We start from the raw sequence: 14,462 nt of genomic DNA, 5'->3' as shown, positions 1-14,462 counted from the left end.
GGGGGGGGTGTGCAAAGGGAGGGGGGGTGGGGGGGGGGGGGGGGCAAGGTTTGTTTTCCCCCCCCCCCCCCCCCCTTGGGGGGGGGAGGGAAGGCCCCCGGCGACGCAGGGGCCGCGGCGGCGGCGCGCCGCGGCGAGGGGCCGCGGGCGCCCTTGTTTCTGCGCCGCAACAGTCGGACACGGGGCCGGGACGCGACCGTGATACGGCTTGCGCCCCCCGCCGCCCCTCCTAAGTTGGCGGCTTGAGTTTCGACAGGCGCGCGCGGCGGGGTCCATGCGCGCGGCCCGCGCGGGGCGGGAACGCTTGGGGTGACGGCGCCCGGGGACCGGGGCCGAAGAAGGATGGTGCAGACGTGACGTTGAATGCGATGATCAAGGCGGCCGCCGCGGCCGCGCTGGCCGGGCTGGCCGCCTGCTCCACCCCCGAGGATCCGAAGGCCTTCGCGCACGACCCCTACGAGGGGACGAATCGCGAGATCCACGATTTCAACACCGGCCTCGACATGGTCGCGCTGCGCCCCGCCGCGCTGCTCTACGACTTCGTCGCGCCGGACCTCGTGAAGCACCTCGTCGGCAACGGGCTGAACACGCTCGACACCCCCGGCGACGTGGTCAACCACCTCGCCCAGGGCGAGGTGATGGCCGCCGGGCGCCAGACGCTGCGCCTCGGCATCAACCTGGTGCTCGGCCTCGGCGTGCTCGACCCCGCCACCGATTTCGGCCTGCCGCCCGAGGAGACCGATTTCGGCATCACCCTCGCCCGCGCCGGGGCGGAGGAGGGCGCCTATCTCGCCGTCCCGTTCCTCGGCCCGAAGACCGAGCGCGACTTCGCCGGGACCATCGTCGACGCGATCCTCGACCCGGTCGGCGTCGCCGCCGCCGCCGCGGGCGTTCCGGCCGCCGCGACGATCGGTCGGCGCGCCCTCGACGTGACCGACGCCCGCAGCCGCAATTTCGACGCGGTGGACCGGGCATTGTACGAATCCGAGGACAGCTACGTCGCGACCCGCGCCGCCTACCTGCAGATCCGCCGCCGCGCGGTCGCGGGCGGCGCGACCGCCGAGTCCCTCCCCGACGTGTTCCAGGAGTGAACCGAGCCATGGCCCTTTCCGGCCCCCTTTCCCGCCGCGCCGCGCTGGCGCTGATCACCGCCTCGGCGGCCCTCGCGGCCGCCCCCGGCCGCGCCGCCGCCCTGACCGAGACCGAGGCCGAAGGCTTCGTGCGCCAGGTGGTGGACGAGGTCGTCTCGCTCGTGGAATCGGGCAAGCCCGCGCCCGAGCAGCAGAGCGGCTTCCGCGCCCTGTTCGCGCGCCGCGCCGCCGTCCCCTCGGTGGTCCGCTTCATCATGGGCGCCACCTGGCGCGACATGTCGGGCGCGCAGCAGGCGGCGATGGAGGACGCGTTCCTCGATTACGTCGCGCGGGTCTATTCCGAACTCCTGTCCTCCTATTCCGGCCAGCGGATCGAGATCGGGCAGGTGCAGGATTTCGGCCGCAAGGGGATCCTCGTGACCTCCACCGCCCGCGGCGAGGGGGTCGAGGACGTGGCCGTGGAATGGCTCGTCTCGGACCGCGGCGGGAGCGGCCCGCAGCTGGTGGACGTGGTGATCGAGGGGCTGTCGATGCTCCAGAGCCAGCGCCAGGAATTCGCCGCCATGCTCGACAAGCGCGGCGGCGACGTGGACCAGCTGATCGCCGACCTGCGCGCGGGCTGACCCGCGGCGCAGGCGCCGGGGCGCGCAAGGGCGAGGATGAAAAAGGCGGGGCCGCGCGGCCCCGCCTTTTCTCATTTCCCGATGTCGAGATATTTCCAGACGCCGCGCGCGCGCATCGTCTCGCGCCCCCCGGCCGAAAGCCCGCCTTCCATGAAGGCCAGCCCCGAGGTGCAGCGCAGCACCTTGGCCCAGCCCTCGAGCGTCTGGCCCAGCTTGGCGGCGGCGAGGAAATGGCTGTCGAGCTCGATCGTCGCGCAGGGCTTGCGGCCCCCCGCTTCCCAGGCCGCGCCGCCCATGCCGTTGTCCAGGAGCGAGAGCGACACGCCCCCGTGGCAGACCCCGCCCGCGTTGATATGCTTCTGCTCGACCTCGAGGCGGAAGACGTACTCGTCCTCGGACAGTTTCGCGAACCAGGTCGGGCCGAGATGGTCGGTGAAGCCGTTGTCGGTCAGCAGGCGCCAGTCGAGGTCGTCGGGCAGATCGCGCACGCTCGGGGTCTCCGTGATGATTGGTCAGGGGAGCTTACTAACATGAACGGGATGCGGCAGGCGACCGGTATCTTGCAGGTGCGAACAGGCGGGCCGGGCCTGCGGGACGTCACGCGCGATGTCGCGGAGTGGGTCGCGGCGCAGGGGATGGCGGAGGGGCTGCTGACGCTGCTCTGCCGCCACACCTCGGCCTCGCTGACGATCCAGGAGAATGCGGACCCGGACGTGCAGGTGGATCTGCAGAGCGGGATGGACCGGCTCGCCCCGCGCGATTTCGGCTGGGTGCATGATTGCGAGGGGCCGGACGACATGCCCGCCCACCTGCGCACGGTGCTGAGCGGGGTGCATCTCTCGGTCCCGCTGATCGGCGGGCGGCTGGCGCTGGGGACCTGGCAGGGCATTTACCTGTGGGAGCATCGCGACCGCCCCCACCGGCGCGAGATCGCGCTGCACCTGGTGGGGAGCTGACGGGGCGGCATGGGGAGCTGACGGGCGCCGCCGGGCGCCCCCCCCGCCGGAGGGAGGCGCAGCCGACCGGAGGCCCCTGGCCGTACGCGCCGTTTCTCGCCCTCTCGCGCCGCATCCGCCGCCCGCGCCCGGCGCCGTCAGGCGCCCCGCCGAAGGAAGGCGCAGCCGACCGGAGGCCCGCGCCCTCAGCCCACGCGCCGCGCCGCCGCTTCGCCCGCAAGCCGCCCCGTGGCGAAACAGGCCGTCAGAAGGTAGCCGCCCGTCGGCGCCTCCCAGTCCAGCATCTCCCCGGCCAGGAACACGCCCGGCAGGGCGCGCAGCATCAGCCCGTCATCCACCGCGTCCCAGCGCACGCCGCCCGCGGCGCTGATCGCCTCCGCCAGCGGGCGCGGGCGCAGCACCGGGACCGGCAGCGCCTTGGCCGCCGCCGCCAGCGCCCCGGGCGTCGCCGCATCGGGCGCGCATTCGCGCAGGAGGCCCGCCTTCACCCCCGCCAGCTTCGCCTTCCGCAGCCGCGTCGCCCGGCTGTCCTTGGGCCGCGCCTTCGCCAGCGCCGCGGCGATCTGCGCCGCGCTGCGCCCCGGCGCCAGGTCCAGCGCCAGCGCGCCATCCCCGGCCTCGAGCGCGCCCCTCAGCGCCGCGGCGACCGCATAGACCGCGCCGCCTTCCAGCCCATAGCCCGAGACCACGCATTCCCCCCGCGCCTCCGCCGCCACGCGGCCCGCGCGGGTCACGACGAGGCGCACGTCCTTCAAGGGCTCGCCCGCCGAGCGCTCCGCGAAGGGCGCCGACCACGCGGCCTCGAACCCCATGTTGGCGGGGCGGAACGGGGCGACGGGGACGCCCGCGCCTTCCAGCAGCGGAACCCAGGCGGCGTCGGAGCCGAGGCGCGGCCAGCTCGCGCCCCCCAGCGCCAGGACGGCCGCCTTCGGGACGATGGCGCGCGGGCCCTCCGGCGTCTCGAACAGGAAGACGGGCGCCCCCGCGTCCCCAGACAGCCCGACCCAGCGCCAGCGGGTGCGCAGCGCGGCCCCCTGCCCGGCCAGCCGCGCCAGCCAGGCGCGCAGGAGCGGCGAGGCCTTCATCACCTTCGGGAACACCCGCCCCGAGGGCCCGGCGAAGGTCTCGGCCCCCAGCCCGTCGGCCCAGTCGCGCAGCGCCTGCGCCCCGAACCCGTCCAGCGCGGCGGCGAGGCGGGGGGCGGCGTCGCCATACGCCTTGCGAAAGCGGGCCTCGTCCTCCGCCTTGGTCAGGTTCAGCCCCGACTTGCCCGCCATCAGCAGCTTGCGGGCGGGCGAGGGCAGCGCCTCGGCGATCACGCAGGGGATGCCCGCCGCGCCCAGCGCCTCGGCGGCGGCGAGACCGGCGGGACCGGCGCCGATGACCAGCGCGGGGACCTGTTCGGGGGTGGGAGCGGGTGCGGACATGGGCGCTGCATAGACCGAGGCGGCCCGCAGGGGAAGCGGCGGCTAGCGGCCCACCACCGGCAGGCCGCTGGGGACGGCCTCCGGCACGCCCAGCCGCTCGGTCGGGTCTTCGAGGGCGTGGAGGAAGGCGACCAGGTCGGCCACCTGCGCGTCCGACAGCGCCCGGGGGGGCAGCGCCGCGGCGGCGGCGATGGCCTCGATCTCGGCGGCGTCGCCCGCGGCGCGGTCGTCGACGGCGCCCGGCAGGGGCGGCAGGGGCGCCTGCCCGATGTCCCAGGCGCGCAGGGCCTCGGCGGGCGCCAGGTGGTGGCGGATCACCCCCTCCAGCGTCGCATAGGCCCCGTCATGGCCGTAAGGCGCCGTCAGGGTCACGTTGCGCAAGCTCGGCGTGCGGAAGGCGTAGGCGTCCCCGGCCCGCCCCGTCACCCGCATCCGGCCCGTGTCGCGGGCGTGGCGTTCGAACCGCGCCGCCTTGCCGGGGCCGAGCTGCGGCATGGCGATGGCGTGGAAGCCGTGGTCGGTCTGCAGCCAGCCGGAATGACAGGCGGAACACCCGGCCTCGCCATAAAACAGCGCCATGCCGCGCGCCGCCGCGGGGTCCAGCGGCGCGCCCCCGGCCATGGCCCGGTCGAAGGGGGCGTCATCCGCCCGCCACTCATGGGCGATGAAATCGGCCAGCAGGTTGGCGATGGCGTGGAAGGTGATCTCCTGCCCCGGCAGCACGGCGTCGAACCGCGCCCGGTAGCCGGGGAGGACGCCGACCCGCGCGGCGATCAGGTCCCAGGCGCCGCCCTCCTGGCTCAGCAGCCCCTGGCGGACGGCCTTGGACACCTCGTTCTCGGCGTAATGCCCGGCCATCTCGTCCGGGGACAGCACCGGGAACATCGCCTGCGCGGCGAGGGGCGAGGCGAAGCCCGCGGTCATCTCCGCCCCCAGCGGCGTGCGGATGCCGCCGGGGCGGGACGGGTCGGCCTCGAGCCGCCCGTCATGGAAGAAGCGGGTGAATTCGGCGGCCCCGAGGTTCCACAGCGCCTGCGCGTTGCGCGGAACCCGCTGTTCGGGCGGGTTCTCGGGGTCGGGGCGGCGGTCGGGGCCAAGGCCCAGCCCCCCGTCGCCGATCCCCAGCGCCAGCCCGTCCGAGGTCCCGAAGCGCGGGTGGTGGCAGGTGGCGCAGCTGACGGCCCGGTTGCCGGAGAGGATCGGGTCGTAGAACAGCAGCTGGCCGAGCGCCGCCCGCGCCGGGTCGGGCGCCGCGAAGACCGGGCGGGGGCCCAGATCGGGCAGCCCCGCCCCCTCCCCCGCCGCGGGGGCGGCGAGGGCAAGCGCGGCGAGGGCCGCCCCGATCAGGCGTCCCCCGCGCATCCCTTACAGCACCGCCTTGAGCGCCGGGTAGAGCGCGCGGTAGCGGGCGTAGCCGTCCTCCCACGCCGCGCGGTGGGCGGGGTCGGGGGCGATGATCTCCGAAGTCTCGGGCGGTGTCATCACGTCCTCGGGGGCCGCGCCCGTGGCGGCGCAGATCGCCAGCCGCGCGGCGCCCATGGCGGCGCCCAGCTCGCTGCCCTTCGGCAGGGCCAGCGGCAGGTCCAGCGCGTTGGCCACGGCGCCGAGCCAGTAGCGCGACCGCGCCCCCCCGCCCACCGCCAGCAGCGTGCCGGGCCGCGCGCCCGCCCCCCGCAGCGCCTCGAGATTGTCGCGCAGCGCGAAGGCCACCCCCTCCATCACCGCGCGGGTCAGCGCCTCGGGACCCATCGAGACGTCGAGCCCCACGAAGGCGCCGCGCATGGCGCTGTCGTTGTGCGGCGTCCGCTCGCCCGAGAGATACGGCAGGTAGATGGCAGAGCCCGGCGCCCCGGCGGCGTCGGGCAGCGCCGAGGCCAGCGCCCCCGCCCCCTGCCCGAGGTTCTTCGCCAGCCAGTTGAGGCTGTCGGTGGCGGCGAGGATCACGCCCATCTGGTACCAGCGCCCCGGCACGGCGTGGCAGAAGCTGTGGACGGCGGTCTCCGGCGCCGGGCTGAAGCTGTCCCGCCCGGCCATCAGCACGCCCGAGGTGCCCAGCGACACGAAGCCCGAGCCTTCCCCGAGGCACCCCGCCCCGCAGGCCGCCGCCGCGTTGTCCGCCGCGCCGCCCGCAACCACGACCGGCTGCGACAGGCCCCAGGAGGCCAGCAAATCGCCCCGCAGGCGGCCGCTCTCGGCCGAGCCTTCCACCAGCGACGGCATCTGGTCGCGCCGCATCCCGCCCGCCGCCAGCGCCGCGTCCGACCAGTCCCGCGCGCCGACGTCGAGCCAGGCGGTCCCGGCGGCGTCGGACATCTCCGACGCCATCTCTCCGGTCAGGTAGAGGCGCAGGAAGTCCTTGGGCAGCAGCACCTTGGCGACCTTCGCGAAGACCTCCGGCTCGTGCTTCGCCACCCATATCAGCTTGGGCGCGGTGAAGCCGGGGAACACGATGTTGCCGGTCACCGCGCGCATCGCCGGGTCCGTGTCCAGCGCCGCGGCTTCAAGATGCGAGCGGGTGTCGTTCCACAGGATGCAGGGCCGCAGCGGCGCGCCATCCTGCCCCACCAGCGTGGCGCCGTGCATGTGCCCGCTCATCCCGATGCCGCGCAGGTCGGCGAAGGCGCTCCCCGCCCCGGCCCGCAGCTGCGCGACCACCGCCTCGAGGGCGCCGATCCAGGCGGCGGGGTCCTGCTCGGACCAGCCGGGATGGGGGTGCGAGACGACCAGCGCCGCCTCGGCCTCGGCGCGCACGGCGCCCCCCTCATCCACCAGGATGCCGCGCAGGCCCGAGGTCCCGAGGTCCAGTCCAAGATACATGGCGGTGTTCCTTCCCCCGCCTCAGACGAAGCGGTTGACGTAATTCTCGAGGATCTCCTGCCGCCCGGAGCGCGGCGCGGGGTTGATCCCCTGCTCCAGCACCTTCGCGGCGATGGAGGCGAGGTCGCTGCCCAGCATCGCCTGCGCCTCGGGGCTGCGCCACCCGGCGTAGCGGTCCTCCAGCGCGGCCTCAAGCCCGCCATCCTCGATCATCGCCGCGGCCGCCTTCAGCCCGCGGGCGCAGACATCCATGCCGCCGACATGGGCGGCCAGCAGGTCCTCGGGGTCCAGCGACTGGCGGCGCAGCTTGGCGTCGAAATTGGTGCCGCCGGTGGTGAAGCCCCCCGCCTTCAGCACGTGGTAATAGGCCAGCGCCACCTCGGGCACGTTGTTGGGGAACTGGTCCGTGTCCCAGCCCGACTGGTAGTCGTTGCGGTTCATGTCGATGGAGCCGAGCATGCCTTCGGCGGCGGCCAGCGCCAGCTCATGCTCGAAGGAATGGCCGGCGAGGATGGCATGGCCCTGCTCGATGTTCAGCTTCACCTCGTCTTCCAGCCCGTATTTGCGCAGGAAGCCGATGCAGGTGGCGACGTCGAAGTCGTATTGGTGCTTGGAGGGCTCCTGCGGCTTCGGCTCCACCAGGATCGCGCCCTTGAAGCCGATCTTGTGCTTGTACTCGACCACCATCGACAGGAACCGGCCCATGTGGTCGAGCTCCTGCCCGAGATCGGTGTTGAGCAGCGTCTCGTAGCCCTCGCGCCCGCCCCAGAGGACGTAGTTCTCCCCCCCGAGCTTGTGGGTCGCGTCCATGCAGGATTTCACCGTGGCGGCGGCGAAGGCGAAGACCTCCGGGTCCGGGTTGGTCGAGGCGCCGGCCATCCAGCGCCGGTGGCTGAACATGTTCGCCGTGCCCCACAGAAGGCGCGTGCGCGAGGCCTCCATCTTCTCGCCGATATAGTCCGTGATCTCCTCGAGCGTGGCGAGGTTGCCGGCGAAATCCCCCTGCTCGGGGCGCAGGTCGGCGTCGTGCCAGCAGAAGAAGGGCACGCCGAGCCGCTCGAACATCTCGAAGGCCACGTCGGCCTTGAGCTTGGCGCGGCCCATGTCGTCCTGCGGGTGCCAGGGGCGGATGAAGGTCTGGCCGCCGAACGGGTCCCCCCCTTCCCAGGCGAAGGAATGCCAGTACGCGACGGCGAAGCGCAGGTGGTCCTCCATCCGCTTGCCGAGCACGATTTCGTCCGGGTCGTAGTGCCGGAAGGCGATGGGGGCGTCGGACCCGGCGTCATGGGGAATGGCGGGGACGGAGTCGAAGAAGCCGGTGCTCATGGGAGGCATCCTTGGGAAGGCGAGAGAGGCGCCGCGCCGGGGGAGGCGGCGCGGCGGAAGAGGGGGGGCGCGCCCGGGGCTCAGGCGCCCGCGCGCTCGGGCGTCTTGCCGAGGATGATCATCGACAAGAGGTCGTCATCGGTGACGTCGGGGATCTCCACCGTGCCGACCAGCTTGCCGTTCTTCATCACCGAGGCCCGGTCGCAGAGCTTCATCACCGAGTGCACGTCGTGGTCGATCAGGAAGATCCCGATCCCCTGCGCCTTCAGCCGCTGGATCAGCTCGGCCACCATCTGCGTCTCGTGCGGGCCGAGGGCGGCGGTCGGCTCGTCCATGATCAGGATGCGGGCGTTGAAATACACCGCCCGCGCGATCGCCACCGACTGCCGCTGGCCGCCCGAAAGCGCCGAGACCGGCTCGTGGAACTTCTGGAAGTTGGGGTTGAGCTGCCCCATGATCCGGCGGCACTCCGCCTCCATCGCCGCATCGTCGACAAGGCCGAGGGGCGAGACCAGCTCGCGCCCCAGGAACAGGTTCGAGGCCGCGTCCAGATTGTCGGCCAGCGCCAGCGTCTGGTAGATCGTCTCGATATTGTTGGCGCGCGCGTCGCGGGGGTTGGCGATCTCGACCGGCTTGCCGTCGATCAGGATCTCGCCCGCGCTTTTCTGGTAGGCGCCCGAGAGGATCTTGATCAGCGTCGACTTGCCCGCGCCGTTATGGCCCAGCAGGCCCACGACCTCGCCCGGATACAGGTCCACGCTCACCCGATCCACCGCCTTGACGCCGCCGAAGGCGATGGAGATGTCCCGCATCTCCACCAGGGGGGTTCCGCTTCTGTCGATCATGGCTCAGGCCCCCAGGCGCTTGCGGTAAAGGATGTCGATGAGGACGGCGAGCACCAGCACCACGCCGACGACGATGTTCTGCAGCGGGGCGTCGACCCCGACCATGGCCATGCCCGATTGCAGCGCCTGCATGATCAGCGCCCCGAGGATGGCCCCGTAGATCGTGCCGATCCCGCCCGACAGCGCCGTGCCGCCGATCACCGCCGCGGCGATGACCCGAAGCTCGTCCAGCGTGCCGATGTCGTTGGAATGGTTCGCAAGCCGCGCCGAGGCGACCACCGCCGAGGCGGCGCAGAGCGCGCCCATCAGCGCGAAGACCTTCACCGTCAGCTTGCGGGTGTTGATGCCCGACAACTCGGCCGCGTCCGGGTTGCCCCCCGTCGCGAAGACATAGCGCCCGAAGCGGGTGCGCCGCGCGACGACGGTCAGCGCCACCGCGATCACCACCAGGATCAGCACCGAGAACGGCAGCCCGTAGCCGACCGCGCCCAGCCCCTCGGGCATCGCCTCGCCGCGCGCCTCGTACATCCGCTCGAGCCGCCGCTGCGGGATCTCGTAGGCGTTGAGCACCGCGACGAAGCCGAGGATGGAAGCCGCGGCGGCGCCCGACAGCACGCCATGGGCCCAGAGCGGCTTGACCGCGAAGCCATGCCGCGCCCGGGCCGCGCGCGCGGCCCACAGCGCCCAGAGCGCGCCCGCGGTCAGCGCGAGGCCCAGCCCCCAGCTCGCCGCCTCGCCCAGCGTGCCGCCGGAGCCGCCGAGGCGCATGAAATTGGCGTCGAGCGGGCCGATGGTCTGCCCGTCGGTCAGGTACCAGGCCACGTTGCGCCACACGAGGAACCCGCCCAGCGTGACGATGAAGGCGGGGATGGCCAGGTACCCGACCAGCCAGCCATGGAAGGCGCCGATCAGCGCGCCCGAGAGCAGCCCGACGAGGATGGTGACCAGCCAGGTCGCGGGGTGGTTCAGCCCCAGGCCCAGCGCGTTGGGCAGAAGCTCGGTCTGCGTCATCGCCATGATGGCCGAGCAGGTCGCCAGCAGCGCCCCCACCGACAGGTCGATATGGCGGGTGACGATCACGAAGACCATGCCGCAGGCCATGATCGCCACCGACACCGTCTGCACCGACAGGTTGAACACGTTGCGCGGGGTCAGGAACCGCCCCTCGGTCACCACGTCGAAGCCGATGCACAGCGCGATGAAGGCGCCGATCATGCCCAGCAGGCGCATGTCGATCTCGAGCTTCTGGAACAGGCTGCGCCCGGCCTGCGCCGGCAGCGCGCCCGAAGCGGCGCCCGTCTCGGCGCCCGTGCTTGCGTCGCTCACGTCGCGTTCCTCCCTGTCGGTGGAGAAGAGGGCCCGTCGGTGGGTATTGGGCGCGGCCCCCGGCCCATGGGGGCCGCGCCCGGGTCAGGCTTGGATCAGTTGCAGGGGGCGGGGCCGCCCGAGACGCCCTGGCAGAGCGCCTCCTTCGTGATCCAGCCCGCATCCACCACCAGCGACAGGTTCCCGGCCGTCACCGGGATCGGGTTGAGGAACTTGGCCGTCATCGTGGTCCCCGAGGGCGAGGTCCAGGACTGCGCCCCGTCCACGTCGCCCATCTTCGCGCCGCCCGCGAGGGCCACGGCGATCTCTCCGGCCGCGCGGCCGAGGTCGCGCGCATCCTTCCACACCGACACGGTCTGCGTGCCCTTGGCGACGCGGTTGAGGGCGGCGTGGTCGCCGTCCTGGCCGGAGACGGGGATGCCTTCCATGCCCTGCGCGGTCAGCGCCGCGACGGCGCCGCCGGCGGTGCCGTCATTCGAGGCCACCACCGCGTCGACCTTGTTGTCATTGGCGGTCAGGATCGAGTCCATGTTGCGCTGCGCGTTGGCGGGCAGCCAGCCGTCGGTATAGGCCTCGCCCACGATCGTCACGTCGCCCGCGTCGATGGCCGCCTGCAGCACCTCCTGCTGGCCGCCGCGCAGGAAGTCGGCGTTGGGATCGGTCGGGGAGCCCTTGATCATCACGTAATTGCCCTTGGGCTGGGCTTTGAGCACGGCGCGCGCCTGCATCCGCCCGACCTCCACGTTGTCGAAGGTCAGGTAGAAGGCCGAGCCGTCCTCGATCAGCCGGTCATAGGCGATCACCGGGATGCCCTCATCCGCGGCGGCCTGCACCGCGGGGCCGATGGAGCGGGTGTCCTGCGCGAGGATGATCAGCGCGTCGACGCCCTGGGCGATCAGGCTCTCGATATCCGAGAGCTGCTTGCTCGAGGAGGACTGCGCATCGGCGGAGATGTACTCGGCCCCCGCCTCCTTCAGGGCTGCGACGATGGCCGCCTCGTCGGTCTTCCAGCGCTCCTCCTGGAAGTTCGACCAGCTCACGCCGACGGTCACGTCGGCCCAGGCGGCGGTGCCCATCAGCACGGCGAATGCAGAGGCTGCGAAGAGTTTCATGCGGTTCCCTCCCGGTTGGCATGTCTGGCCTGCACGCGCCCGACCTCCCTGTCGAATCGCCGCCGGCGGCCCCATGTTGCACATTTTTTTCAGCGGCTGAATTTTATTTTCTTCAGCGGGTGAAAAATGTATGGTCCGGCTGGAACGAGGGGAGGAGCCGCAGGCGATGACCAGGGAGGACGCCCCGGATGCGGGGCTCGACGCGCGCGACGCGACGCGGCTTCGGGTGCTGGAATGCATCCGTTCGGCCGAGCGCATCTCGCGCACCGACATCGCCCGGGCGCTGGACATGAGCCCCGGCACCGTCACCTCGGCCTGCGCGGCGCTGCTGGAGGCCGGGCTGATCCGCGAGACCCCGGCCGATCCGCCCGCAAGCGGGGTGCAGCGCGGCCGCCCGCGGGTGATGCTGGAGCTCGAGCGCGAGGCCTTCGCCATCGCCGGGCTGAAGGTGGCGCGCGAGGCGATCCTTGTCGGCATCGTCGATTTCCAGGGGCGAGAGATCGGCGCCCATCACCACCCGCTCGCCGCCTCGCGGATGCCCGCCGAGACCCTGGCCGAGGAGGTGCGCCGCGCCCTCGACGGCGCCTGCGCCGCGCTGGGCCTGGCGCAGGAGCGGATCGCGGGCGCCTCCATCGGCCTGCCCGGCTTCGTCGACGCCGGGGCGCGGTTCATGCACTGGTCGTCGTCGGTCATCGAACGCAATGTCGATTTCGGGCCGATCTTCGCGCGCGCCCTGCCCTGCCCGGCCTTCCTCGACAACGACGCCAACCTGGTGGCGAAGGCCGAGCAGCTGTTCGGCGCGGGCCGCGGCTATCGCAACTTCCTCGTGGTCACCATCGAGCACGGGGTGGGCATGGGCATCGTGCTGGACGGGCGGCTCCATCGCGGCGCGCGCGGCTGCGGGGGGGAGTTCGGGCACATGAAGGTGCAGGTCGACGGCGCCCCCTGCCAGTGCGGCCAGCGCGGCTGCCTCGAGGCTTACGTGGGCGATTACGCGCTGCTGCGCGCCGCGCCGCCGCGGCCGGATGGGGGCGCGCAGACGCTGCCGGGCCTGTTCGCCGCCGCCGCCGCGCGCGATCCCGCGGCGCAGGAGGTGATGGACCGCGCGTCGCGCACGCTGGGCGTCGCGCTGGCCAACCTGGTGAACCTGTTCGACCCCGAGCACATCGTTCTGGCCCGCTCGCGCCCCCCGTTCGACCACCCCTATTCCGAGGCGATGCTGGACGCGCTGCGCCGGAACACGGTGCAGGTGGACGCGCCGCTGCCGGGGATCACGGTGCGCAACCTCAACGAGATGATGTGGGCGCGCGGGGCGGCGGCGCACGGGGTGGAGATGGTCTCGATCCTCAAGATCCGGGCGCTGGGGGCGGCGGATGCGGCGTAAGGCGCTGGCGCTGGCCGCCGCCCTGACCGCCGCCCTGGCCGCCGGGACCGCGGCGGCGGGCGCGCCGCGCTTCGTCCCCGTCCCGGTTCCCAGCCACGTCTATGACGGCGGGTGGGAGCATTTCGTCGGCGGGGGCGTCGCCGCCTTCGACTGCGACGGCGACGCGCGGCCGGAACTCTATGCGGCAGGCGGGACGACCCCCGCGACGCTCCTGCGCAACATCCCCGGGCCGGGCCTGCGGTTCGAGGCCGACACGCCCCCGGCGCTGGCGCTCACCGGCGTCACCGGGGCCTATCCGCTGGACGTGGACGGGGACGGGCGGCTCGACCTCGCCATCCTGCGGGTCGGCCCGGACATCCTGCTGCGCGGCCTGCCGGACTGCGGGTTCGAGCCGTTCCCCGGCGCGCTCGGCTTCACCTCCGGGGACCATTGGACCACCGCCTTCTCGGCCACCTGGGAAGGGGAGGCGGCACGGCCCACCCTCGCCTTCGGAACCTATGTGGACCGCGCCGATCCGAAGGGCCCGTTCGAGGCCTGCGACGCGCCGCTGCTCTACCGCCCCGAGGGCGGCGCCTACGGCCCGCCGATCACGCTGGCGCCGGGGTATTGCGCGCTCTCGCTGCTGTTTTCCGACTGGTCGCGGAGCGGGCGGGCGGATCTGCGGGTCTCCAACGACCGCCATTACTACGTCCGCGGCGGGCAGGAGCAGATGTGGGCGATGGAGGCCGCGCCGCGCCTGTACACCGAGGAGGAGGGCTGGGCGGAATACGCGCTCTGGGGCATGGGCATCGCCTCGCGCGATCTCGACCAGGACGGCTTCCCCGAGCTGTACCTGACCTCGATGGGCGACCAGAAGCTGCAGCTTTTCGACGGCGACCCGGCCCGCCCCCATTGGCGCGAGGCGCGGTGGGAGCGGGGCGCGACCGCCCACCGCCCCCATGCGGGCGGCGACGGGCGGCCCTCGACCGGCTGGCACGCGGCCTTCGGGGATGTCGACAATGACGGGCTGGACGACATCTTCGTCGCCAAGGGCAATGTCGAGCAGATGCCGGACGCGGCGATGGAGGACCCCAATTCGCTGCTGCTCCAGCGCCCGGACGGGACCTTCGCCGAGGCCTCGGTGGCGGCGGGCGTCGCCTCCATGGCGCGCGGGCGCGGGGCGGCGCTGGTGGATCTGGACAATGACGGGCGGCTCGACCTCGCCGTCGTCAACCGCCGCGCGCCGATGGAGGTCTGGCGGAACGTGACCGAAGGGGGCGGCTGGCTGCTGGTCGAGGCGTCCCAGCCCGGCCCCAACCCTGACGCCGTCGGCGCGGTGATCGAGGTGAAGGCCGCCGGGCGCCTGCACACGCGGGAGATCACCGTGGGCGGCGGCCATGCGGGGGGCCATGCGGGCTTCCAGCATTTCGGCCTTGGCGATGCGAAGGCGGCGCAGCTGCGCATCACCTGGCCGGGCGGCGAGACGACGGCGTGGCAGGAGGCGCGCCCGAACGCCGTCCTGCGCCTTTCCCGCACGCGCTGAGGCGCCCCGCGCCGCGCCGGCGCCCCGCCCGCC

At 73.1% G+C, this 14,462-nt stretch carries 13 protein-coding genes; 5 read left to right on the top strand and 8 right to left on the bottom strand.

The genetic code is table 11. From position 1 onward, the window contains the following. Window positions 1-353: 353 nt before the first annotated feature. Window positions 354-1,091, top strand: coding sequence for an MlaA family lipoprotein (locus ACQ5SO_RS18410; protein WP_430943103.1), 738 nt, complete (start codon window positions 354-356; stop codon window positions 1,089-1,091). Window positions 1,092-1,099: 8 nt separating this feature from the next. Further along, entirely contained in the window at window positions 1,100-1,714 is a 615-nt protein-coding gene (locus ACQ5SO_RS18405) for an MlaC/ttg2D family ABC transporter substrate-binding protein (RefSeq protein WP_430943102.1), read from the top strand. A gap of 71 nt (window positions 1,715-1,785) precedes the next feature. Here ACQ5SO_RS18405 and ACQ5SO_RS18400 read toward each other — a convergent pair whose 3' ends face one another. Beyond that, window positions 1,786-2,202, bottom strand: coding sequence for a PaaI family thioesterase (locus ACQ5SO_RS18400; RefSeq protein ID WP_430943101.1), 417 nt, complete (start codon window positions 2,200-2,202; stop codon window positions 1,786-1,788). A 78-nt stretch (window positions 2,203-2,280) separates the two neighbouring features. Between ACQ5SO_RS18400 and ACQ5SO_RS18395 the strand changes: the two genes are divergently transcribed. Then, window positions 2,281-2,670, top strand: a complete 390-nt coding sequence (locus tag ACQ5SO_RS18395; protein WP_430943105.1) for a secondary thiamine-phosphate synthase enzyme YjbQ — start codon at window positions 2,281-2,283, stop codon at window positions 2,668-2,670. Window positions 2,671-2,855: 185 nt separating this feature from the next. Here ACQ5SO_RS18395 and ACQ5SO_RS18390 read toward each other — a convergent pair whose 3' ends face one another. The 7 genes from ACQ5SO_RS18390 to xylF all read right to left on the bottom strand — a co-directional run bounded on the left by ACQ5SO_RS18390 (window position 2,856) and on the right by xylF (window position 11,523). Further along, the gene (locus tag ACQ5SO_RS18390) at window positions 2,856-4,097 is read right to left on the bottom strand and encodes a TIGR03862 family flavoprotein (RefSeq protein ID WP_430943100.1); all 1,242 of its coding nucleotides are present in this window, start codon (window positions 4,095-4,097) and stop codon (window positions 2,856-2,858) included. A gap of 42 nt (window positions 4,098-4,139) precedes the next feature. Beyond that, window positions 4,140-5,459: a cytochrome-c peroxidase gene (locus ACQ5SO_RS18385; protein WP_430943099.1), complete on the bottom strand. Its 1,320-nt coding sequence runs from the start codon at window positions 5,457-5,459 to the stop codon at window positions 4,140-4,142. A 3-nt stretch (window positions 5,460-5,462) separates the two neighbouring features. Further along, the gene (gene xylB / locus ACQ5SO_RS18380; RefSeq protein WP_430943098.1) at window positions 5,463-6,914 is read right to left on the bottom strand and encodes a xylulokinase; all 1,452 of its coding nucleotides are present in this window, start codon (window positions 6,912-6,914) and stop codon (window positions 5,463-5,465) included. 21 nt (window positions 6,915-6,935) lie between these two features. Continuing rightward, a complete protein-coding gene (xylA, locus tag ACQ5SO_RS18375; RefSeq protein ID WP_430943097.1) occupies window positions 6,936-8,240 on the bottom strand; it encodes a xylose isomerase in 1,305 nt (434 codons plus the stop codon). An 80-nt stretch (window positions 8,241-8,320) separates the two neighbouring features. Beyond that, window positions 8,321-9,085 (bottom strand): ATP-binding cassette domain-containing protein, encoded by a 765-nt coding sequence (locus ACQ5SO_RS18370; protein WP_430943096.1) that lies wholly within the window; start codon window positions 9,083-9,085, stop codon window positions 8,321-8,323. A 3-nt stretch (window positions 9,086-9,088) separates the two neighbouring features. Beyond that, on the bottom strand, window positions 9,089-10,363 hold the full coding sequence (locus tag ACQ5SO_RS18365) for a sugar ABC transporter permease (protein WP_430943104.1): 1,275 nt from the start codon (window positions 10,361-10,363) through the stop codon (window positions 9,089-9,091). 143 nt (window positions 10,364-10,506) lie between these two features. Then, a complete protein-coding gene (xylF, locus tag ACQ5SO_RS18360) occupies window positions 10,507-11,523 on the bottom strand; it encodes a D-xylose ABC transporter substrate-binding protein (RefSeq protein ID WP_430943095.1) in 1,017 nt (338 codons plus the stop codon). Between the two features lie 166 nt (window positions 11,524-11,689). On the opposite strand from xylF, the gene ACQ5SO_RS18355 reads away from it, so the two are divergent. Then, a complete protein-coding gene (locus ACQ5SO_RS18355; protein ID WP_430943094.1) occupies window positions 11,690-12,907 on the top strand; it encodes an ROK family transcriptional regulator in 1,218 nt (405 codons plus the stop codon). Next, on the top strand, window positions 12,897-14,429 hold the full coding sequence (locus ACQ5SO_RS18350; RefSeq protein ID WP_430943093.1) for a CRTAC1 family protein: 1,533 nt from the start codon (window positions 12,897-12,899) through the stop codon (window positions 14,427-14,429). The genes ACQ5SO_RS18355 and ACQ5SO_RS18350 overlap by 11 nt, the downstream gene beginning before the upstream one ends. Window positions 14,430-14,462: the final 33 nt, after the last annotated feature.

The sequence above is a fragment of the Rhodovulum sp. DZ06 genome (assembly GCF_050586345.1).
Lineage (GTDB): Bacteria > Pseudomonadota > Alphaproteobacteria > Rhodobacterales > Rhodobacteraceae > JBOCEF01.
Note: the sequence above shows the minus strand (reverse complement) of the source record. Positions and strands in the feature narration are given on the sequence as shown.

Excerpts from the sequence above, each read along its gene's own strand:
- ACQ5SO_RS18355 (WP_430943094.1), top strand. The coding sequence starts at position 11,690 with ATGACCAGGGAGGACGCCCCGGATGCGGGGCTCGACGCGCGCGACGCG.
- ACQ5SO_RS18390 (WP_430943100.1), bottom strand. The coding sequence starts at position 4,097 with ATGTCCGCACCCGCTCCCACCCCCGAACAGGTCCCCGCGCTGGTCATC.
- xylF (WP_430943095.1), bottom strand. The coding sequence starts at position 11,523 with ATGAAACTCTTCGCAGCCTCTGCATTCGCCGTGCTGATGGGCACCGCC.
- ACQ5SO_RS18405 (WP_430943102.1), top strand. The coding sequence starts at position 1,100 with ATGGCCCTTTCCGGCCCCCTTTCCCGCCGCGCCGCGCTGGCGCTGATC.
- ACQ5SO_RS18370 (WP_430943096.1), bottom strand. The coding sequence starts at position 9,085 with ATGATCGACAGAAGCGGAACCCCCCTGGTGGAGATGCGGGACATCTCC.
- ACQ5SO_RS18350 (WP_430943093.1), top strand. The coding sequence starts at position 12,897 with ATGCGGCGTAAGGCGCTGGCGCTGGCCGCCGCCCTGACCGCCGCCCTG.
- xylA (WP_430943097.1), bottom strand. The coding sequence starts at position 8,240 with ATGAGCACCGGCTTCTTCGACTCCGTCCCCGCCATTCCCCATGACGCC.
- ACQ5SO_RS18385 (WP_430943099.1), bottom strand. The coding sequence starts at position 5,459 with ATGCGCGGGGGACGCCTGATCGGGGCGGCCCTCGCCGCGCTTGCCCTC.
- xylB (WP_430943098.1), bottom strand. The coding sequence starts at position 6,914 with ATGTATCTTGGACTGGACCTCGGGACCTCGGGCCTGCGCGGCATCCTG.